This is a genomic window from Streptomyces sp. NPDC051662, assembly GCF_040681655.1.
GTDB lineage: Bacteria > Actinomycetota > Actinomycetes > Streptomycetales > Streptomycetaceae > Streptomyces.
The window spans coordinates 22,365-41,502 of sequence record NZ_JBFAZD010000039.1 but is presented as its reverse complement, the minus strand read 5'-3'; the positions used below and the strand labels follow the sequence as shown (position 1 = coordinate 41,502).

Annotated in this window: 21 protein-coding genes; 8 read left to right on the top strand and 13 right to left on the bottom strand. The window is 68.7% G+C overall.

Features of this window, described 5'->3' with window-relative positions:
• Positions 1-41: 41 nt before the first annotated feature.
• From AB0M67_RS37890 to AB0M67_RS37880, 3 genes are read left to right on the top strand one after another with little or no spacing between them, the layout of a single operon-like run.
• Entirely contained in the window at positions 42-824 is a 783-nt protein-coding gene (locus AB0M67_RS37890) for an ATP-binding cassette domain-containing protein (protein WP_365752246.1), read from the top strand.
• A 34-nt stretch (positions 825-858) separates the two neighbouring features.
• Positions 859-1,614, top strand: coding sequence for an ABC transporter permease (locus AB0M67_RS37885; protein ID WP_365752243.1), 756 nt, complete (start codon positions 859-861; stop codon positions 1,612-1,614).
• Positions 1,615-1,627: 13 nt separating this feature from the next.
• On the top strand, positions 1,628-2,200 hold the full coding sequence (locus tag AB0M67_RS37880; RefSeq protein ID WP_326610365.1) for a cob(I)yrinic acid a,c-diamide adenosyltransferase: 573 nt from the start codon (positions 1,628-1,630) through the stop codon (positions 2,198-2,200).
• 43 nt (positions 2,201-2,243) lie between these two features.
• On the opposite strand, the gene AB0M67_RS37875 is transcribed toward AB0M67_RS37880, so the two are convergent.
• The 3 genes from AB0M67_RS37875 to AB0M67_RS37865 form a co-directional block, all read right to left on the bottom strand.
• Positions 2,244-2,672 carry an RHS repeat-associated core domain-containing protein gene (locus AB0M67_RS37875; protein ID WP_365752303.1) on the bottom strand — a complete coding sequence of 143 codons (429 nt, stop codon included), beginning with the start codon at positions 2,670-2,672 and terminating at the stop codon, positions 2,244-2,246.
• 132 nt (positions 2,673-2,804) lie between these two features.
• Positions 2,805-3,803 carry an alpha/beta hydrolase gene (locus AB0M67_RS37870; RefSeq protein ID WP_365752240.1) on the bottom strand — a complete coding sequence of 333 codons (999 nt, stop codon included), beginning with the start codon at positions 3,801-3,803 and terminating at the stop codon, positions 2,805-2,807.
• A gap of 99 nt (positions 3,804-3,902) precedes the next feature.
• A complete protein-coding gene (locus AB0M67_RS37865) occupies positions 3,903-4,220 on the bottom strand; it encodes an antibiotic biosynthesis monooxygenase (RefSeq protein ID WP_365752238.1) in 318 nt (105 codons plus the stop codon).
• 144 nt (positions 4,221-4,364) lie between these two features.
• On the opposite strand from AB0M67_RS37865, the gene AB0M67_RS37860 reads away from it, so the two are divergent.
• Together AB0M67_RS37860 and AB0M67_RS37855 are read left to right on the top strand one after the other, a co-directional pair.
• On the top strand, positions 4,365-5,270 hold the full coding sequence (locus AB0M67_RS37860) for an AraC family transcriptional regulator (RefSeq protein WP_365752236.1): 906 nt from the start codon (positions 4,365-4,367) through the stop codon (positions 5,268-5,270).
• A gap of 138 nt (positions 5,271-5,408) precedes the next feature.
• On the top strand, positions 5,409-6,158 hold the full coding sequence (locus AB0M67_RS37855) for an SDR family oxidoreductase (RefSeq protein WP_030351986.1): 750 nt from the start codon (positions 5,409-5,411) through the stop codon (positions 6,156-6,158).
• 327 nt (positions 6,159-6,485) lie between these two features.
• Here AB0M67_RS37855 and AB0M67_RS37850 read toward each other — a convergent pair whose 3' ends face one another.
• Positions 6,486-7,070 (bottom strand): hypothetical protein, encoded by a 585-nt coding sequence (locus AB0M67_RS37850; protein WP_365752234.1) that lies wholly within the window; start codon positions 7,068-7,070, stop codon positions 6,486-6,488.
• Positions 7,071-7,305: 235 nt separating this feature from the next.
• Between AB0M67_RS37850 and AB0M67_RS37845 the strand changes: the two genes are divergently transcribed.
• The 3 genes from AB0M67_RS37845 to AB0M67_RS37835 all read left to right on the top strand — a co-directional run bounded on the left by AB0M67_RS37845 (position 7,306) and on the right by AB0M67_RS37835 (position 11,119).
• Entirely contained in the window at positions 7,306-8,469 is a 1,164-nt protein-coding gene (locus tag AB0M67_RS37845) for a histidine kinase (RefSeq protein ID WP_365752301.1), read from the top strand.
• Positions 8,466-9,116, top strand: coding sequence for a response regulator transcription factor (locus AB0M67_RS37840; protein ID WP_365752232.1), 651 nt, complete (start codon positions 8,466-8,468; stop codon positions 9,114-9,116). Before AB0M67_RS37845 ends, AB0M67_RS37840 begins: the two co-directional genes overlap by 4 nt.
• A gap of 146 nt (positions 9,117-9,262) precedes the next feature.
• A complete protein-coding gene (locus AB0M67_RS37835) occupies positions 9,263-11,119 on the top strand; it encodes a glycoside hydrolase family 18 chitinase (RefSeq protein WP_365752230.1) in 1,857 nt (618 codons plus the stop codon).
• A 100-nt stretch (positions 11,120-11,219) separates the two neighbouring features.
• Here AB0M67_RS37835 and AB0M67_RS37830 read toward each other — a convergent pair whose 3' ends face one another.
• The 9 genes from AB0M67_RS37830 to atpB form a co-directional block, all read right to left on the bottom strand.
• Positions 11,220-11,666 carry a DUF2550 domain-containing protein gene (locus AB0M67_RS37830; protein ID WP_249953485.1) on the bottom strand — a complete coding sequence of 149 codons (447 nt, stop codon included), beginning with the start codon at positions 11,664-11,666 and terminating at the stop codon, positions 11,220-11,222.
• A gap of 127 nt (positions 11,667-11,793) precedes the next feature.
• On the bottom strand, positions 11,794-12,168 hold the full coding sequence (locus tag AB0M67_RS37825; protein ID WP_365752228.1) for a F0F1 ATP synthase subunit epsilon: 375 nt from the start codon (positions 12,166-12,168) through the stop codon (positions 11,794-11,796).
• Positions 12,169-12,289: 121 nt separating this feature from the next.
• Complete coding sequence (gene atpD, locus AB0M67_RS37820) at positions 12,290-13,744, bottom strand: F0F1 ATP synthase subunit beta (RefSeq protein ID WP_365752225.1); 1,455 nt, start codon at positions 13,742-13,744, stop codon at positions 12,290-12,292.
• Complete coding sequence (locus AB0M67_RS37815; RefSeq protein WP_365752223.1) at positions 13,744-14,676, bottom strand: F0F1 ATP synthase subunit gamma; 933 nt, start codon at positions 14,674-14,676, stop codon at positions 13,744-13,746. Before AB0M67_RS37815 ends, atpD begins: the two co-directional genes overlap by 1 nt.
• A gap of 20 nt (positions 14,677-14,696) precedes the next feature.
• Complete coding sequence (gene atpA / locus AB0M67_RS37810) at positions 14,697-16,292, bottom strand: F0F1 ATP synthase subunit alpha (protein WP_365752221.1); 1,596 nt, start codon at positions 16,290-16,292, stop codon at positions 14,697-14,699.
• Between the two features lie 187 nt (positions 16,293-16,479).
• Complete coding sequence (locus tag AB0M67_RS37805; RefSeq protein ID WP_365752218.1) at positions 16,480-17,295, bottom strand: F0F1 ATP synthase subunit delta; 816 nt, start codon at positions 17,293-17,295, stop codon at positions 16,480-16,482.
• The gene (locus tag AB0M67_RS37800) at positions 17,292-17,837 is read right to left on the bottom strand and encodes a F0F1 ATP synthase subunit B (protein WP_365752216.1); all 546 of its coding nucleotides are present in this window, start codon (positions 17,835-17,837) and stop codon (positions 17,292-17,294) included. Before AB0M67_RS37800 ends, AB0M67_RS37805 begins: the two co-directional genes overlap by 4 nt.
• Before the next feature lie 43 nt (positions 17,838-17,880).
• Complete coding sequence (gene atpE, locus AB0M67_RS37795; RefSeq protein WP_365752214.1) at positions 17,881-18,114, bottom strand: ATP synthase F0 subunit C; 234 nt, start codon at positions 18,112-18,114, stop codon at positions 17,881-17,883.
• Between the two features lie 83 nt (positions 18,115-18,197).
• Positions 18,198-19,055, bottom strand: a complete 858-nt coding sequence (atpB, locus tag AB0M67_RS37790) for a F0F1 ATP synthase subunit A (protein WP_365752299.1) — start codon at positions 19,053-19,055, stop codon at positions 18,198-18,200.
• Positions 19,056-19,138: the final 83 nt, after the last annotated feature.

Sequence of the window (19,138 nt, the reverse complement as noted above, 5' to 3'; positions counted from 1 at the left end):
GAGTCATTGCAAACTTTAAGAGACTCTGTTTTTCTGGGGCCATGCCCATCATCAGTACGGCCGGGCTCGCCCGGACCTTCCAGACCAAGAACGGACCCGTCGAGGCCGTTCGCGGCATCGATCTGACCGTCCGCCCCGGCGAGATCATCGGCTTCCTCGGCCCCAACGGCGCCGGCAAGACCACGACCCTGCGGATGCTCACCACCCTGCTGCCGCCCACCGGGGGCGCGGCGACCGTCGCGGGCTTCGACCTGGAGCGCGAGCCGGAGGCGGTCCGGCGGAAGATCGGGTACGTCGCCCAGGCCGGCGGCGTCGATCCGCAGATCTCCGTACGCGAGGAACTGGTCACGCAGGGACGGCTCTACGGCCTCGGCAGGACCGCCGCCCTCGACCGGGCCGGGGAACTGGCGCGCGATCTCGGCCTCGTGGAACTGCTCGACCGCCCGTGCGGCGCGCTCTCCGGCGGCCAGCGGCGCCGGCTCGACATCGCGCTGGGGCTCATCCACCGGCCCGAAGTGCTCTTCCTCGACGAACCGACCACCGGACTCGACCCGGGCAGCCGGGCCGACCTGTGGGATCTGATCCGCTCCATCCGCGAGCGGCATGGCACGACCGTCTTTCTGACCACGCACTATCTGGACGAGGCGGACGAGCTCTCCGACCGGCTGATCGTGGTCGACCGGGGCGTGGTGGTGGCCGAGGGCACCCCGAGCGCGCTCAAGCGCGCGTACGCCGGTTCCCCCGACGCCACCCTCCAGGACACCTTCCTCGCGATCACCGGGCGCGGGATCGCCCCGGGGGACGCCACACCCGTAGCCGTGTGACCACCTTTCGGCTTCCCGTCACAGGAGATACGTGATGACCGCGCTGCTGTCCGACACCGCGCTGATCTTCGGGCGCTACACCCGTCAGACCCTGCGCTCCCGGTTCCAGATCCTCTTCGGCGTGCTGATGCCGCTGCTCTATCTGCTCTTCTTCGGTCCACTGCTGACCGGGCTGCCGCTCGGTGGCGCGGGTGACTCCTGGCAGGTCCTCGTGCCCGGCCTGCTGCTCCAGCTCGCCCTGTTCGGCGCGCTCTTCGCCGGCTTCTCGGTCATCGTCGAGAAGCAGCTCGGTGTGGTGGAGCGGATGCGGGTCACACCCGTCAGCAGGCCGGCCCTGCTGCTGGGACGGGTGCTGCGGGACGCCGCGCTCCTCGTCCTCCAGGCGGTGCTGCTGGTGCTGGCCGCCCTGCTGATGGGGCTGCGCGCGCCGCTCGCCGGCGTCCTCATCGGCTTCGCGTTCGTGGCGGTACTGACGATCGCGCTCGCCTCGCTCTCGTACGCCCTCGCCCTGAAGGTCGGCACACCGCAGGAGTTCGGTCCCACCATCAACGCCGTGAGCATGCCCTCGATGCTGCTCTCCGGACTGATGCTGCCGATGGCGCTCGCACCGGGCTGGCTGGACGTGCTGTCGCACTTCGTCCCGTTCCGCTACCTGGTGGACGCGGTCCGGGCCGGCTACGTGGGCGACTACGCCGGTACGGCCATGCTGTACGGGGTCCTGATGGCGGTCGCGCTCACGCTCATCTCCGTCACCGTCGGTACACGGGTCTTCCGGAAAGCGGGCGCCTAACTACGCTGGCCATATGGTCAATCTGACGCGCATCTACACCCGCACCGGCGACAAGGGCACGACGGCGCTCGGCGACATGAGCCGTACCGCCAAGACCGATCTGAGGATCGCCGCGTACGCCGACGCCAATGAGGCCAACGCGGTCATCGGTACGGCGATCGCCCTGGGGCAGCTGCCCCCCGAACTCGTGAAGGTCCTCGTCCGCGTCCAGAACGATCTGTTCGACGTGGGCGCGGACCTGTCCACCCCGGTGGTGGAGAAGCCGAAGTTTCCGCCGCTGCGCGTCGAGCAGCCGTACATCGACAAGCTGGAGGCGGACTGCGACCACTTCCTGGAGCAGCTGGAGAAGCTGCGCAGCTTCATCCTTCCCGGCGGCACCCCGGGCGCGGCCCTGCTGCACCAGGCATGCACGGTCGTACGTCGCGCGGAGCGCTCCACCTGGGCGGCGCTCGACGTACACGGCGAGACGATGAACGCCCTGACGGCGACGTACCTGAACCGCCTCTCCGACCTCCTGTTCATCCTGGCCCGCGTGGCGAACAAGGAGGTCGGAGACGTGCTCTGGGTCCCGGGCGGCGAACGCTGACGCCGGGCTCTACGCGGTTTTGTCCGTGTCCGTGCCCGAGCCGTCACCCGGCCGGGGGCCCGGGTCTCGGTTGCGTGGTCGGAGTCGGCGCCGACTCGTCGTCGGCTTCCTCCATGGCCTCGTCGATGGCTTCGTCGATCGTGTCGATGGCCGCCTCGATGGCGACGGTTGCGGCTGCCACCACAACCACAGCGGCCACCGCGACGACCGCGACCGCGGCCACGGGCACCAGAACGGCGAACCAGACCAGATGGCCGTCCAGTTCGACGAAGCTGGTCGGATTGCCACCGGTGAAGGCATACCTGTCACCGGTGTACGGGTCCATGCCGAGGTTCATGTCGGCGGGGGCGCCGGTGTACATGTCCCGGGTGGTGAAGCGGTTCAGACCCGGACTGTAGTCGCGGAAGCCCATGTCGTACGTACGGGACTGTGCGTCCCAGCGCTTGGAGTTGTACCGGTAGGAAGCGCGCAGGTTCGCAGATTCCTGGAGGGGAGCGAGCGAGAACCCGCGCGCCGGTCATCCGATTTAAAGGAGCCCTGACGCGCGGGTTCTGCATGTTGATGGCGATTCTTGGAAATGGGTTGGACCGCGTATCCGTGAAAGCTATGGACGATCACCGTCGACTGGAGTCAGCGGCGCTATGCGGCGCAGTTCGAGGAGTCGGGCGAGCCAGTCGGTGCGGGTTCGGCGGGCTGTGGTCGAGATGTGTGCCTGCGGGTACAGGGCGTCGAAGCCGTGGAAGCCACCCGCCCAGACGTGGAGTTCGGCCTGGCCGCCCACCGCCCAGATGCGGGTGGCGTAGTCGGTGTCCTCGTCACGGAAGACCTCGGCGGAGCCGGTGTCGATGTAGGTGGTCGGCAGGCCCGAGAGATCTTCGGCCAACGCCGGCGAGACGTATTCGGACACCTCGGCGTCGGTGAGGTCGCCGAGGACCGCGCCCCATCCGAACGCGTTCATCTCACCGGTCCAGACGCCGGGCACACCGGAGTACTGGCGGCTGGAGGTGGTGGTGTTGCGGTGGTCGAGCATGGGGCAGATCAGCATCTGCGCGGCGATCGCCGGGCTGCCGAGGTCGCGGGCCAGCAGGGTGACGCCGGCGGCGAGGCCGCCTCCCGCGCTGGCGCCCGCGACGACGATCCGGGCGGGGTCTATGCCCAGTTCGGCGGAGTGTTCAGCGACCCAGAGCAATCCCTGATAGCAGTCGTCGACCAGGGCGGTGCCGGTGGCCTCGGGTGCGAGCCGGTAGTCCACGGAGACCACGACCGCGCCGAACTCGTCGAGCCACTCCAGCGGGATGTCGATCTGGGAGAAGCGGTCTCCCATGACCATCCCTCCGCCGTGGATCCAGTAGATGCAGGGTGCGGCAGTGGTCCGATCGGTGTTCGCAGGGCTGAGGACCGAAAGAGGAATCGGGGCACCGTCCTTGGCGGGCACGGTGATCTCGCGCCGGTCGACCTGTCGGTGTTCGAGGAGGGATTCGATGGGTGTCGAGGGGAGTTGGCGCAGTTGCGCGAGGACTTCCGGGTTGAGCCGGGACATGAGGGGCATGTCGGCCAGGAGCTCACGCAGTTCGGGGTCCAGGGCGGGTCGTGCCATGGTCATGGTCGTTTGCCTTTCGTGGTGGTGCCGGACGGCCGGGCAGGGAGGGTGCCGCCTCGGCGGGCGCCGAGGCGGCAGGCCGGGGGGGGATTGATCGGGGCTTCAGAAGGCGGCCTTGCCGCGGACCGGGACGTAGTCGGTGTACTCGGGCTCCTTGGCCAGCAGCGGGTCGATCTGCGCCACGATGGCCTGGGCGACCTCACCGGCGAAGATCCGGTGATGGTCGCCCTCGCTGGTCCAGCCCTCGGTGACGTGGACGACGCCGGGATCGGACGCGGAGCGGGAGACCAGGTAGACGACGCAGTGTTCGCTCGCGCCGGGGCTGCCCTCGTTCAGACCGGTCAGCAGCAGGTCGACCAGCCGGTCGCCCATGCCGGGCCTGGCGGTCAGGGTGGCGCTGAAGCCATAGTTGGCGATCATGGTTGCCCTCTCGGTCGGTGTTGGAGTTCGGTGACTCCATTCAAACGAGCTGACCTGCGGAAACGTTAGAACGATGCTCGCCCGCACTTGCACGATCCTCGCGAGTACGGGAGCCATGGCCCGCAACGGTGCTCCAATGGACGCATGCACCTCGACGAGCTCCGCACCCTGCTGGCCCGGCACGCCCGGCCCGACTGGACCACCGCTATCGACGGCGTCCTCATCTCGAAGGTCGACCGCCCGGACCCGCCGGCCCCGTCCATGTCCGGCACAGTGCTGGCGGTCATCGCCCAGGGCGCCAAACGGCTTGCTCTCGGCGACCGGGTCTACGAGTACGGTCCCGGGCAGTACCTGGTCGCATCCGTCGACCTGCCCGTCACAGGACAATTCACCCAGGCCGACCCCGAACAGCCGGCGCTCGGCTTCGGGCTCACGCTGGAACCGTCCGCCGTCGCCGAGCTGCTCCTCCAGGCCGGCCCCGGAGTCGCCCCCCGCGCCGGCGGCGGCACGCCCTCGGCAATCGCCGTCAGCGATGCCCCGCCCGCGCTGCTCGACGCGGTGGTCCGGCTGCTGCGGCTGCTCGACGAGCCCCGCGACCGGGCCGTACTCGCCCCGCTGGTCAAACGCGAGATCCTGTGGCGCCTGATCACCAGCGAGCAGGGTGCGACGGTCCGCCAGCTCGGCCTCGCCGACAGCAGCCTCAGCCACGTCTCCCGGGCCGTGCGCTGGATCCGCGAGCACTACGCGCAGCCCTTCCGTGTGGAGGACGTGGCACGGATGTCCGGCATGAGCGCCTCCGCCTTCTACCGCAACTTCCAGGCGGTGACCGCGATGAGCCCCATCCAGTTCCAGAAACAGATCCGGCTCCAGGAAGCCCGCCTGCTGCTCGCCACCCACCCGGGCGATGTCACCGGAGTCGGCCACCGCGTCGGCTATGACAACCCGTCACAGTTCAGCCGGGAGTACGCCCGCCAGTTCGGCGCGCCGCCCAGCCGGGACGCCGCCCGCTTGCGCGATGCCGTTCGCGCCCCCACTGGTGTCCTGCCCTGAGAGGATTACGCAAGGGGGAGCGAGGATAGTTCTACTATTCCCGCAGGCCAGAGCGATTCAATGGGATTGCCAGTTCTTCTGCGGAGCAGGAAAATGCCTGTGCTCCGCGGATCCCATCACATCGCCGAGGGGCACAGCATGAAGACAGTTCTGATCACGGGTACGTCGTCCGGATACGGCCGGGAGATCGCCCTCCACTTCCACGCGCAGGGGTGGAACGTCATCGCCACGATGCGCACCCCCCGTGCGGGCGTCCTGCCCGAGTCGGACCGGCTCCGCATCGTCGAACTCGACGTGACCAAGCCCGCGAGCATCGCCGCCGCGCTCAAGGCGGCGGGACCCATCGACGTCTTGGTCAACAATGCGGGCGTCCCCTCGATCAGCGTGTTCGAGGGCACCCCCATGGCCCAGGTACGGGAGGTCTTCGAGACCAACACCTTCGGTGTGATGGCGACCACGCAGGCGGTGCTGCCCCAGTTCCGCGAGCGCGGCTCCGGCGTGGTGGTCAACGTGACCTCCAGCGTGGTGCTGGGCCACATGCCGCTCTCAGCCGTCTACAAGGCGAGCAAGATGGCCGTCGAGGGGTTCACCTCGTCCCTCGCGCTCGAACTCGCGCCGTTCGGTGTGCAGGCGAAGACGGTCGAGCCGGGCGCCTGCCTGACGACGAACTTCGCCACCAGGGCGACGAACGGCGCTTCACCGGACGAGTTGGTGCCGGCGCCCTACGCACCGTGGGCGAAGAAGGCCATGGACTCCTTCACGGGCCAGGACCTGTTCACCAAGGAGACCGATGTCGCCGAGGCGGTGTGGCGAGCCGTGCACGACACGACCGGCCAGCTGCGATTCCCGGCCGGTCCCGACGCGGTCTGGCTCGCCCAGGCGAAGTGACCAACAGCAGGCAAGGTGACGCGCACTGACGCCAGAGACCCGCCCCGCGCACACGCGCGGGGCCGGGCCGCCGTTCCATGTGACGCCTGCCGAGGTAGCTTGGCTGTTCGCTCCGGGTGGGCGGCGCCGACGTAGCGCATGGCGGTCCCCCGGGCGACCATGGACCGGATCATGTCCTGGATCAAGCCCGCCCACCACCCCAGGATCGCCATCGGCTGAGGGGCACCGAGCTGGAATGCCGGGCCTCCTCAGCCACGAACCCGGTGAGGAGGCCCACCAGCGGGCCCACCGGGGCACCCATCGGGACACCCACCGGGCACCCCCGGCTCAGCGCTGCCCCATCGACGACGGCCGTTCCACGCGGACGGATTCCGCGTCCGCCGGGGGCTTCTTCGGCCAGAGCGCGTACGTCAGGGCGATCACCCCGTGGATACCGACGACGCGCGCCGCGTTGAACTGCCACGCGACCAGCGGGTCCGTGCTGCCCGCGTCGCCCACGTACCAGATCGCGATCTGGAGCAGGACGGCCGCGACGGCGGCGGCCACCACCGTACGGAGCCACAGGTGGCCCTCGTGCCGGGCACGGGCCATGCCGTACTTCGGCGGTTTGACCGGCGGAGGGCCGCCGGCGAAGCGATGGGCGAACCAGCCGTCGATCCGCTTGATCGTGTAGTGCCCGTAGCCGACCGTGAAGCCGATGTACATCGCGGCCAGACCGTGCTTCCAGTCCGGCTCCGCGCCGTTTCTGAGATCGATGGTCGTGACCACCAGCAGCACGACCTCAAGCAGCGGTTCCAGCAGCAGGACCGCCCCGCCGAGCCGCGGCATCCTGGCCACATAGCGCAGGAACAGCCCGGCGGCCAGCAGCACCCAGAAGCCGACCTCGCAGGCGACGATCAGTGTGACGATCACGGCGCCTCTCCTTTCTGTCGGCTCCAGCCTCCCGTCCGTCCGGCCACGGCACGTCGTCGCCAGTGACGAACCGTGACTGCATCCTTCGATGTACTCGGTCCTCGGCCGCCCTGTGGAGGACGGTGCGGCGCGGGCCGTGTTTGATGGGGTGATGATCGCTTCTCCCCGATCTGCCGTGTTCCTCCCCGCCCGCCGGTCCGGGTTCCCGTCCCGTCGGCCGCACCGCGTGGACGCGATGATCGCCCTGGCCGGAGTGCTCGGCGGTGTCGCCCTGTGGTCGGCGGGTCTGCACACCCAGGGGGGCCGCGCGCTGCCCGGGGCATGGGTGCTGCTGCCGCTGGCCGTCATGGCGGGGGTGGAGCTGCTGCGCAGGACCGCGCCGGCGACCGCCTTGGCCGTCGGCACGCTCGCGCTGGTCGCCGACCAGTTCACCACCGGCAGTCTGGCGACGGTGGTGATGTTCACGGACGTGATGTACGCGGCCGTGCTGTACGGGACTCCCGCCGCCGCCCGCCGTATCCCCTGGACCACCGGGCTGATCACGGTCGCGGTGACGATCGGCTTCGTCACCTGGCTGCGCACGCCCGAGGCGCTGCTGATCGGGGTGGTCACCGCGTTGATCAGCTTCTTTCCGGCCAGTACCGGCGTTCTCGTACGCAACCACCGGGACGCCGCCGAGTCGGCGCGGCTACGGGCCGAGCAGACGGCGCTGCTGGCCGAGATGGACCGGACACAGGCGGTGGCGGCCGAGCGCACGCGGATGGCCCGGGAGCTGCATGACATGGTCGCCAACCATCTCTCGGCGATCGCCATCCACTCGACGGCCGCGCTCTCGCTGGACGACGCGCGCACGACCCGGGACGCGCTCGGCGTCATCCGGGAGAACAGCGTCGAGGGGCTGGCCGAGATGCGCCGGCTGATCGGGCTGCTGCGCGAGAGCGACAAGAGCGGCACCGTGTCCGCCGCGCCCACGCTGCGGGCGTTGGACACGCTGGTGGAGCAGGCCCGTACGAACGGCGCCTCCAGCGGGCTGTGCTTCACGCTGGACGACCGGCGCGGCGAGGGCGTCGCGCCCCCGCTGCCCACCCCCATCGATCTGGCCGCGTACCGCATCATTCAGGAGTCGCTGACCAACGCGCTCAAACACGCGGTCCCCGGCACGATCACCGTCGGGCTGAACGGGACGGAGCGTGCGCTGACGGTGGAGGTCCGCAGCCCGTTCGGTGACCGGCCGGGGCCGCGCGCGCCGGGGTCGGGCGCCGGTCTGGTCGGGATGCGCGAGCGGGTCGAGCTGCTGGACGGAGACTTCGAGGCGGGTCCCGTCACCGCGGCCGACGGGGGAAAGATCTGGCTGGTACGGGCCGAACTGCCGGTCGTGGAAAGGCGGGAGAGAGCATGACGATCCGGGTGCTGGTCGCGGAGGACCAGTCGGCGGTACGCGCGGGGCTGGTGCTCATTCTGCGCAGCGCGTCGGACATCGAGGTCGTCGGGGAGGCGTCGGACGGCGCGGAGGCGGTCGCGCTGGCCCGGGAGCTGCGGCCCGATCTGGTGCTGATGGATGTGCAGATGCCACGGCTCGACGGGGTGTCGGCGACCCGGCAGGTGGTCGCGGAGCGGCTGGCCGATGTGCTGGTGCTGACCACCTTCGATCTGGACGAGTATGTCTTCGGGGCGCTGCGGGCCGGGGCGGCGGGCTTTCTGCTGAAGAACGCGGAGGCCGGTGAACTGCTCGCCGCGGTTCGGACGGTGGGGCGTGGCGAGGGCCTGATCGCCCCGGCCGTCACCCGCCGGCTCATCGCCGAGTTCGCCGTGCCGACGCCCGTACGTTCACCTGACGCCCCCGACCCGGCGATCCTGGACGTCCTCACGCGCCGGGAGCGCGAGGTGCTTTCCTGTCTCGGTCAGGGGCTGTCGAACGCGCAGATCGCGGCCCGGCTCACGATGGCCGAGGCGACCGTGAAAACCCATGTGAGCAGGCTGCTGGGCAAGTTGGAGCTGCGCAGCCGGGTGCAGGCCGCCGTCCTCGCCCAGGAGCTGGGAATCTGATCCGCGGCTCCCCACCTTTGGTCTGGACCTATTGACGAGTGGTCCAGACCTTCCTACTCTCACCGCACACACTGCGGTGAGCCGTCGCAGGGTGAGCAGTGCACGGACCACCCCCGTTTTGTCCTGTACTCACCTGAGGAGCACGCTTGAACTCCCAACCCGCCCTCCACAGACCCCGATTCAGATCCAGAGCCGTCGCGGGTCTCACCGCGCTGCTGCTGCCCCTGGCCGCCCTCGTCGGGCTGGCCACCCCCGCGGAGGCCGCCACCTCGGCGACCGCCACATACACCAAGGCCTCCGACTGGGGCAGCGGCTTCGAGGGCAAGTGGACGGTGAAGAACACCGGCACCACGAGCCTCAGCTCCTGGACCGTCGAGTGGGACTTCCCGGCCGGTACGGCGGTCACCTCCGGCTGGGACGCCGACATCACCGGAGCGGCCAACCACTGGACGGCCAAGAACAAGACCTGGAACGGCACGCTCGCCCCCGGGGCGACCGTCACCTTCGGCTTCAACGGCACCGGCGCCGGCGCCCCGACCGGCTGCAAGCTCAACGGCGGCTCGTGCGACGGCGGCCCGAGCGTCCCGGGCGACAACCCGCCCTCGGCCCCCGGCACCCCGACCGCGAGCGAGATCGCCAATACCTCGGTGAAGCTGAGCTGGACCGCGGCCACCGACGACAAGGGCATCAAGAACTACGACGTCCTGCGGGACGGCGCGAAGGTCGCCACGGTCACCGGTACGACGTACACCAACACCGGTCTGACCGCGGGCACCGACTACTCCTACACCGTCCAGGCCCGTGACACGGCCGACCAGACGGGCCCGGTCAGCGGCGCCCGCGCGGTCCGCACCACCGGTGGCGACACGGGCCCCGGCCCCGGTCCCGGCAGCAAGGTCAAGCTCGGCTACTTCACCGAGTGGGGCGTCTACGGCCGGAACTACCACGTCAAGAACCTGGACACCTCCGGTTCCGCGGCCAAGATCACCCATATCAACTACGCCTTCGGCAATGTCACCGGCGGCAAGTGCACCATCGGTGACTCCTACGCCGACTACGAGAAGGCGTACACCGCCGACCAGTCCGTCGACGGCGTCGCCGACACCTGGGACCAGCCGCTGCGCGGCAGCTTCAACCAGCTGCGCAAGCTCAAGGCCAAGTACCCGCACATCAAGGTCCTCTGGTCGTTCGGCGGCTGGACCTGGTCGGGCGGCTTCGGCCAGGCCGTGCAGAACCCGGCGGCCTTCGCGCAGTCCTGCTACGACCTGGTGGAGGACCCGCGCTGGGCCGATGTCTTCGACGGCATCGACCTGGACTGGGAGTACCCCAACGCCTGTGGTCTGACCTGTGACACCAGCGGCCCCGCGTCGTTCAAGAACATGATGCAGGCCATGCGCGCCAAGTTCGGCGCCAACAACCTGGTCACGGCGGCCACCACGGCGGACGCCTCGGCCGGCGGCAAGATCGACAAGGTCGACTACGCGGGCGCGGCCCAGTACATGGACTGGTTCAACGTCATGACGTACGACTTCTTCGGCGCCTTCGCCGCGCAGGGCCCGACGGCTCCGCACTCCCCGCTCACCTCGTACCCGGGCATCCCGCAGGCGGGCTTCAACTCCGCCGAGGCGATAGCCAAGTTCAAGGCGCAGGGCGTACCGGCCAACAAGCTGCTGCTCGGCATCGGCTTCTACGGACGCGGCTGGACCGGGGTGACCCAGGCGACCCCGGGCGGCACCGCGACCGGCGCCGCTCCCGGTACGTACGAGGCCGGGATCGAGGACTACAAGGTCCTGAAGAACACCTGCCCGCCCACCGGCACCATCGCGGGCACCTCGTACGCCAAGTGCGGCAGCAACTGGTGGAGCTACGACACCCCGGCCACCATCACGTCCAAGATGGCCTGGGCGAACCAGCAGAGCCTGGGAGGCGCCTTCTTCTGGGACTTCACGGGTGACACCGCCAACGGCGAGCTGGTGACCGCGCTCAACAACGGTCTCGGATAGCCACAACGGCACAGGTGAAGGGGGCGGCGCCCGAGCGCCGCCCCCTTCATCGTGCACAACTCATCGTGCTCATGTCCGAGCCCTGACAGCGGGTCAGGGCTCAGGCCACATTCACCCGCTGCCCCGGCGGAGCCGCCTCCAGCCAGGCGAGAAAACCGGTGAGGGCGTCATCACTCATCGCCAGCTCCAGCCGGACCCCGCGGTGCGCACAGCCCAGGATGACCGCGTCGGAGAGCAGCGCGAGCTCCTCCTCGCCCTCGGGCGCACGGCGCGACACCACCTCGATCGCGGAGCGCTCCAGCGTACGGCGCGGGCGCGGGGCATAGGAGAAGACCCGGAACCAATTGATGCGGTCGCCGTTGTAGCGGGCCACGCCGTACACCCAGCCCTTGCCGGAGAGATCGGGCTCCGCCGGCACGTTCCAGCGCAGACTGCAGTCGAACGTCCCGCCGGAGCGCTGGATCAGCCGCCGGCGCAGACCGAAGACGAAGAGCCCCACCGCAACCAGTACGACGACCAGTCCGCAAATGAGCAGAGCGAGGACCATCAAACACCGACCTCCTCGCCTCATTCAGTACCGGAACAGGAACCGCACCCGCATCGCCTCAGCCGCGACCCGGTCCGGAGGGATCCGGAACGAGCCGCGGCTGAGGATAAATCCGTGATAGCAGCGCTCAGCGCACCGCCACCGCACGCAGTCGGACATCGGCGCGCCGTTCGGCGGCGTCGTCGTCACCCGACTTCGCGCGTTCCAGCGCACGCTCGGCGCGCTGGGTGTCGATCTCGTCCGCCAGCTCGGCGATCTCCGCCAGCAGCGAAAGCTTGTTGTCGGCGAACGAGAGGAAACCGCCGTGCACAGCGGCCACGACCGTTTCGCCCTCGCTCGTACGAATGGTCACCGGGCCCGACTCCAGCACACCGAGCAGCGGCTGGTGACCGGGCATGACGCCGATGTCGCCGGACGTGATGCGCGCGACGACCAGGGTGGCCTCGCCGGACCAGATACTGCGGTCAGCGGCGACCAGCTCGACATGCAGCTCAGCAGCCAAGGGTGGCTCCTCGGGTCACCACCCGGCCGTATCGCCGGGTGTTGGCTTCAATTCTATGGGGTGTCGATAAGAGCGACGGAGGGGGGCGGGAGGTACCCGCCCCCCTCCGTGCGCCGACGGCTCAGGAAACGCCGAGTTCCTTGGCCTTGGCCTTCAGGTCCTCGATGCCACCGCACATGAAGAACGCCTGCTCGGGGAAGTGGTCGTACTCCCCGTCACAGATCGCGTTGAACGCGGCGATCGACTCGTCGAGCGGTACGTCGGAACCGTCCAGACCGGTGAACTGCTTGGCGGCGTGGGTGTTCTGCGACAGGAAGCGCTCGACGCGACGGGCCCGGTGGACAACGAGCTTGTCCTCCTCGCCCAGCTCGTCGATACCGAGGATCGCGATGATGTCCTGGAGGTCCTTGTACTTCTGCAGGATTCCCTTGACGCGGCTGGCCGCGTCGTAGTGGGCCTGCGAGATGTAACGCGGGTCCAGGATGCGGGACGTCGAGTCCAGCGGGTCCACCGCCGGGTAGATGCCCTTCTCCGAGATCGGACGCGACAGCACGGTCGTCGCGTCGAGGTGCGCGAAGGTCGTGGCCGGCGCCGGGTCGGTCAGGTCGTCCGCGGGGACGTAGATCGCCTGCATCGAGGTGATCGAGTGACCGCGGGTCGAGGTGATGCGCTCCTGGAGCACACCCATCTCGTCCGCCAGGGTCGGCTGGTAACCCACCGCGGACGGCATACGGCCGAGCAGCGTGGAGACCTCGGAACCGGCCTGGGTGAAGCGGAAGATGTTGTCGATGAAGAGCAGCACGTCCTGCTTCTGCACATCGCGGAAGTACTCCGCCATGGTCAGCGCGGAGAGCGCCACCCGCAGACGCGTGCCCGGCGGCTCGTCCATCTGGCCGAAGACCAGCGCGGTCTTGTCCAGCACGCCCGACTCGGTCATCTCGTCGATGAGGTCGTTGCCCTCACGGGTGCGCTCACCGACACCGGCGAACACGGAAACACCGTCGTGCAGCTTGGCCACACGCATGATCATTTCCTGGATGAGGACGGTCTTGCCGACGCCCGCACCACCGAACAGACCGATCTTGCCGCCCTTGACGTACGGGGTCAGCAGGTCGACGACCTTCAGGCCGGTCTCGAACATCTCGGTCTTCGACTCAAGCTGGTCGAAGGCCGGGGCCTTGCGGTGGATCGGCCAGCGCTCGGTGATCTGCGACTCGGCCTCGGGCTCGTTCAGGATCTGACCGAGGGTGTTGAACACCTTGCCCTTGGTCACATCGCCGACCGGCACGGTGATGCCGTTGCCCGTGTCGGTCACCGGGGCCTGGCGTACCAGACCGTCGGTGGGCTGCATCGAGACCGCGCGGACCAGACCGTCGCCCAGGTGCTGGGCGACTTCGAGGGTCAGCGTCTTGAGCTTGCCCTCCTCGGCCGGGTCGGCGACCTCGACGTGCAGCGCGTTGTAGATTTCCGGCATCGCGTCGACGGGGAACTCCACGTCGACGACCGGGCCGATGACCCGGGCGACGCGGCCCGTGGCCGTGCTTCCCGGGGTGGCCGCCTCAACTGTGGTCGTCATTAATTTTCACTCCCCGCGGTCGCGTCGGCCAGGGCGCTCGCGCCACCGACGATCTCGCTGATTTCCTGGGTGATTTCGGCCTGGCGGGCCGCGTTGGCAAGCCGGGACAGGCTCTTGATGAGGTCCCCGGCGTTGTCGGTCGCCGACTTCATCGCGCGGCGGGTGGCAGCGTGCTTGGAAGCGGCGGCCTGGAGCAGCGCGTTGTAGATACGGCTCTCGACGTAGCGCGGCAGCAGGGCGTCGAGGACTTCCTCCGCCGACGGCTCGAATTCGAACAGCGGCCGGACCTCGGTACCGCGCTTGCCGGCCTCGGCCGACTCCTCCGTGCTGCTCGGCTTGAGGGTGAGCGGCAGCAGCCGCCTCTCGACCGGCGTCTGCGTCATCATCGACACGAACTCGGTGAAGACGATGTGGACCTCGTCCACCCCGCCTTCCGACGTTTCCTTGGTGATCGCCTCGATGAGCGGGGCGGCCACCGCCTTGGCGTCGGCATAGGTGGGGTTGTCGGTGAAGCCCGTCCAGGAGTCCGCGACCGGACGGTCACGGAAGCCGTAGTAGGCCACGCCCTTGCGACCCACGATGTAGGTCACGACGTCCTTGCGCTCACCGCGAAGCGTGTTGGTGACGTGCTCGGCCGCCTTGATGGCGTTCGAGGAGTAGCCCCCGGCCAGACCGCGGTCGCTCGTGATGAGCAGGACCGCGGCCCGGGTCGGGTTCTCGACCTCGGTGGTCAGGGCGTGCTTGGTGGAGGAACCGGTGGCCACCGCCATCACCGCGTGGGTGAGCTCGGTCGCGTACGGCTCGGACGCCGCCACCTGGCGCTGCGCCTTGACGATGCGCGAGGCGGCGATCATCTCCATCGCCTTGGTGATCTTCTTGGTCGCGGTGACGGATTTGATGCGACGCTTGTAGACCCGGAGCTGGGCTCCCATGAGTCAGGTCCCTTCCGTCGTCACTTGGAGACGCTGACGGCCGGCGCGTCGTCGCCGAGGAGCTGACCGTCCGAGGTCTCGAACTGCTGCTTGAAGGCGGCGATGGCGTCCCCGATGGCCTGGATCGTGTCGTCGTTCATCTTGCCGCCCTCGGCGATGCTGGTGAGCAGGTCCTTGCGCTCACGGCGCAGGTACTCAAGCAGCTCGCTCTCGAAGCGACGGATGTCGGCGACCGGTACGTCGTCCATCTTGCCGTTGGTGCCGGCCCAGACGGAGACGACCTGCTCCTCCACCGGGAACGGCGCGTACTGCGGCTGCTTCAGCAGCTCGACCATGCGCTTACCGCGCTCCAGGGACGCCTTGGAGGCCGCGTCCAGGTCGGAACCGAAGGACGCGAACGCCTCCAGCTCACGGTACTGGGCGAGGTCCACACGCAGTCGGCCGGAGACCTGCCGCATGGCCTTGTGCTGGGCGGAGCCACCGACTCGGGAGACCGAGATACCGACGTTCAGCGCGGGCCGCTGGCCGGCGTTGAACAGGTCGGACTCCAGGAAGCACTGTCCGTCGGTGATGGAGATGACGTTGGTCGGAATGAACGCCGACACGTCGTTGGCCTTCGTCTCGACGATCGGGAGACCCGTCATCGAACCGGCGCCCATGTCGTCGGAGAGCTTGGCGCAGCGCTCCAGCAGACGCGAGTGCAGGTAGAAGACGTCGCCCGGGTAGGCCTCACGGCCCGGCGGACGGCGCAGCAGCAGGGACACGGCGCGGTAGGCGTCGGCCTGCTTCGAAAGGTCGTCGAAGATGATCAGGACGTGCTTGCCCTGGTACATCCAGTGCTGGCCGATGGCCGAGCCGGTGTACGGCGCCAGGTACTTGAAGCCGGCCGGGTCGGACGCGGGGGCGGCGACGATCGTCGTGTACTCAAGCGCGCCCGCCTCCTCCAGCGCACCGCGGACACCCGCGATGGTGGAGCCCTTCTGGCCGATGGCGACGTAGATGCAGCGGACCTGCTTGTTGGTGTCGCCCGAGCGCCAGTTGTCACGCTGGTTGATGATCGTGTCGACGGCCAGAGCGGTCTTGCCGGTCTGCCGGTCGCCGATGATCAGCTGACGCTGGCCACGGCCGATCGGCACCATGGCGTCGACAGCCTTGTAGCCGGTCTGCATCGGCTCGTGGACCGACTTACGGACCATGACGCCCGGGGCCTGCAGCTCCAGGGCGCGGCGGCCTTCGGTCTCGATCTCGCCGAGGCCGTCGATCGGGTTGCCGAGGGGGTCGACCACGCGACCCAGGTAGCCCTCGCCGACAGCGACGGAGAGGACCTCGCCGGTACGGGTGACCGACTGTCCCTCCTCGATACCGCTGAACTCGCCGAGGACGATCGAACCGATCTCGCGCTCCTCAAGGTTGAGGGCGAGACCGAGGGTGCCGTCCTCGAACTTCAGCAGCTCGTTCGCCATGGCCGAGGGCAGACCCTCGACCTTCGCGATGCCGTCACCGGCCACGCTGACCGTACCGACCTCCTCGCGCGAGGCCGCGTCCGGCTTGTACGACTGGACAAAGTTCTCCAGCGCGTCCCGGATCTCCTCCGGCCGGATCGTGAGCTCCGCCATCTGGGTTCCCTGCTCTCCTTGTTGGGCCCGAAGTTTCTTTGGGGGTCTGCGGGTCTGGGGGCGACCCCCAGGAATCTTCTGCAATTTCTGCACGGCCCAACCGGGCCGCTGGTGTTGCTCTGTTCCGTTGCCTGCGTCTGCCTGCGTCGGTGTTGCCTGCGTCGACGGATGGCTTCGCCGCCCGCCGTCAGCCCGCGAGTCGCCGTTCCGCCTCTTCGAGACGGCCCGCGACGGTGCCGTTGATGACCTCGTCGCCGACCCGCACCGAGATCCCGCCGAGGACCTCGGGGTCCACGTCCAGGTTCAGATGCATCGGGTGGCCGTACAGCCCGGCCAGAGCGGCGCCGAGACGCTGCTTCTGCCCGTCACTGAGCGGCACGGCCGAGGTGACGACCGCGACCATCCGGTCCCGGCGCGCCGCGGCGAGCCGGGACAGGGTCTGGAGACCCGATTCCAGGCTACGTCCCCGGGGCCGGGTGACGAGACGCACTACCAGACGCTCGGTAGCCGGATTGGCCCGGCCGCCCAGCAGACTGTTGAGAAGGCCGGTCCTGGCGGTGGTCGTGGCCGACCGGTCGGTCAGCGCGGACCGCAGCGCGGGGCTGGACTCGACGATCCGGCCGAACCGGAACAGCTCGTCCTCCACGTCGTCCAGCGAACCCGCCTGCTGCGCGGCGGTGAGCTCGGCGGTCGCCGAAAGCTCCTCCACTGAGTCGACCAGGTCACGCGGCTGCGACCAGCGGGAGCGGACCATGCCGGCGACCAGATCGGCGGCCGGACCGCCCACCTGACCGCTGAGCAGCCGTCCGGCCAGCTCCGCCTTGGCCTCGCCGGCCTGCGCCGGGTCGGTCAGGACCCGACGCAGCGAGACCTCACGGTCGAGCAGCGCGGTCACGGCGGTCAGCTCCTCGGCGAGCTTCGCCGCGTCGACCGACGTCGAGTCGGTCAGCGCGTCGAGACGCTCACGCGCGGCGGCCAGCGCCTCGCGGCTCGCTCCGTTCATCGCGTGGCCTCTGCCTTCGAAGCGCCGTCCTCAAGCTCGTCGAGGAAGCGGTCGATGGTGCGGCTCTGCCGGGCGTGGTCCTCAAGGGACTCCCCGACCAGCTTGCCGGCCAGTTCGGTGGCGAGCTTGCCCACGTCCTGGCGCAGCGCGCTTGCCGCGGCCTTGCGGTCGGCCTCGATCTGGGCGTGACCGGCGGCGACGATCTCTTCACGCTGCCGCTGACCTTCCGCCCTCATCTCCTGGATGATCGCGGTGCCCTGCTCGGTCGCCTCCTGGCGGAGACGCGCGGCCTCGTGCCGGGCCTCGGCGAGCTGGGCCCTGTACTGCTCAAGGACGCTCTGTGCCTCGACCTGAGCCGCTTCGGCCTTCTCGATACCGCCTTCGATCGCCGCGTGGCGCTCCTCCAGGGCCTTGTTGATGGCCGGGAGGAGCTTCTTGGCGAAGGCGAAGTAGATAATGCCGAAACAGATCAGACCGATGACGACCTCGGGCCAGACCGGGAGCAGCGGGTTCTGCGGCTCCGATGCTGCCAGGTACATCATGGTGGACCTTTCGTCGTGAACGGCTGTGTCCGGACCGTCAGGCTTACTTGAAGATGAGCGGAGCGACGAAGCCGATCAGGGCGAGGGCCTCGACGACCGCGAAGCCGAGCAGCATGTTCTGACGGATCAGGCCGGCCGCCTCGGGCTGACGGGCGATCGCCTGGACACCGTTACCGAAGATGATGCCGACGCCGATGCCGGGGCCGATCGCGGCGAGGCCGTAACCAATGGTGCCGACGTTGCCGCTGATGGCCGCGGTGGTCTCGAGAGCAGACATGTGCGTGGTTCCTTCTCTTGGTGGGCCGGTGGGTGGTTGGTCCACCGGACGTTGTGGGGTTCTCCGAGGTGGGCCCGTGGGGCTCAGTGAGCCTCTTCGAGCGCCTGGGAGAGGTAGGTGGCGGTCAGCACGGTGAACACGTACGCCTGGAGCGCCTGGATGAACATCTCGAAGACCGTGATCACGACGGCCATCACGAAGGACACGGAGGCATAGGCGGTACCGAGCCAGGTGCCGAGCAGGTACCAGGTGGCGATCGTGAAGATCAGGATCAGCGCGTGACCGGCGAACATGTTCGCGAACAGTCGGACGGCCAGGGTGAACGGCCGCAGGAAGATGTTCGAGACGAACTCGATCGGGGTCAGGATGAAGTAGATCGGCTTCGGCAGCCCGCGCGGGACGCAGAGGTTCCTGATGCCGCCGACGAAGCCGTTGACCTTGAAGGTCACCGTCATGTACGTGACCCAGACCACGACCGCCAGGCCCGCCGGGAAGGCGATCACCGAGCTGACCGGGAACTGGGCGAGCGGGATCAGGGCCCAGAGGTTCAGCATCCAGACGAAGAAGAACAGCGAGACCAGCAGCGGAATGAAGGGCTCGGCCTTCTTGCCGATCACCTCACGGCCGATGCCGCGCCGGACGAAGTCGTAGAGCACTTCGGCGACCATCTGCGTCTTACCGGGCACGACCTTCGGCTTGGCGAAGGCCCGCCAGAAGAAGACCATGATCAGGATCGTGCCGATGATGGCCAGCAGCATCGGCTTGTTGAATTCCACCGGGCCGACCGTGGCGATCGGTTTGAAGAAGAACGACCACACGCTCGGTCCCTCGAAACCACACCCCTTGAAAAGGTGGCAGTCGGTCTCGAAAGCGAGCACCTGCGTCGGGTCAGCACTCACCGGGGGCTCCTTCAGCGTGACGCATAGGTACGGCAACCTCATGGTGTCGGCGCGGCGCGCAGCCACGATTCGGCACTGGACGGGTGAAACGGATGTGGGGACGGCGGACGGGCGAAGAGCCTCGC

Coding starts and splice junctions, on each gene's coding strand:
- AB0M67_RS37890 (WP_365752246.1), top strand. CDS start 42: ATGCCCATCATCAGTACGGCCGGGCTCGCCCGGACCTTCCAGACCAAG.
- AB0M67_RS37885 (WP_365752243.1), top strand. CDS start 859: ATGACCGCGCTGCTGTCCGACACCGCGCTGATCTTCGGGCGCTACACC.
- AB0M67_RS37880 (WP_326610365.1), top strand. CDS start 1,628: ATGGTCAATCTGACGCGCATCTACACCCGCACCGGCGACAAGGGCACG.
- AB0M67_RS37870 (WP_365752240.1), bottom strand. CDS start 3,803: ATGACCATGGCACGACCCGCCCTGGACCCCGAACTGCGTGAGCTCCTG.
- AB0M67_RS37865 (WP_365752238.1), bottom strand. CDS start 4,220: ATGATCGCCAACTATGGCTTCAGCGCCACCCTGACCGCCAGGCCCGGC.
- AB0M67_RS37860 (WP_365752236.1), top strand. CDS start 4,365: ATGCACCTCGACGAGCTCCGCACCCTGCTGGCCCGGCACGCCCGGCCC.
- AB0M67_RS37855 (WP_030351986.1), top strand. CDS start 5,409: ATGAAGACAGTTCTGATCACGGGTACGTCGTCCGGATACGGCCGGGAG.
- AB0M67_RS37845 (WP_365752301.1), top strand. CDS start 7,306: ATGATCGCCCTGGCCGGAGTGCTCGGCGGTGTCGCCCTGTGGTCGGCG.
- AB0M67_RS37840 (WP_365752232.1), top strand. CDS start 8,466: ATGACGATCCGGGTGCTGGTCGCGGAGGACCAGTCGGCGGTACGCGCG.
- AB0M67_RS37830 (WP_249953485.1), bottom strand. CDS start 11,666: ATGGTCCTCGCTCTGCTCATTTGCGGACTGGTCGTCGTACTGGTTGCG.
- atpD (WP_365752225.1), bottom strand. CDS start 13,744: ATGACGACCACAGTTGAGGCGGCCACCCCGGGAAGCACGGCCACGGGC.
- AB0M67_RS37815 (WP_365752223.1), bottom strand. CDS start 14,676: ATGGGAGCCCAGCTCCGGGTCTACAAGCGTCGCATCAAATCCGTCACC.
- atpA (WP_365752221.1), bottom strand. CDS start 16,292: ATGGCGGAGCTCACGATCCGGCCGGAGGAGATCCGGGACGCGCTGGAG.
- AB0M67_RS37805 (WP_365752218.1), bottom strand. CDS start 17,295: ATGAACGGAGCGAGCCGCGAGGCGCTGGCCGCCGCGCGTGAGCGTCTC.
- AB0M67_RS37800 (WP_365752216.1), bottom strand. CDS start 17,837: ATGATGTACCTGGCAGCATCGGAGCCGCAGAACCCGCTGCTCCCGGTC.
- atpE (WP_365752214.1), bottom strand. CDS start 18,114: ATGTCTGCTCTCGAGACCACCGCGGCCATCAGCGGCAACGTCGGCACC.
- atpB (WP_365752299.1), bottom strand. CDS start 19,055: ATGAGGTTGCCGTACCTATGCGTCACGCTGAAGGAGCCCCCGGTGAGT.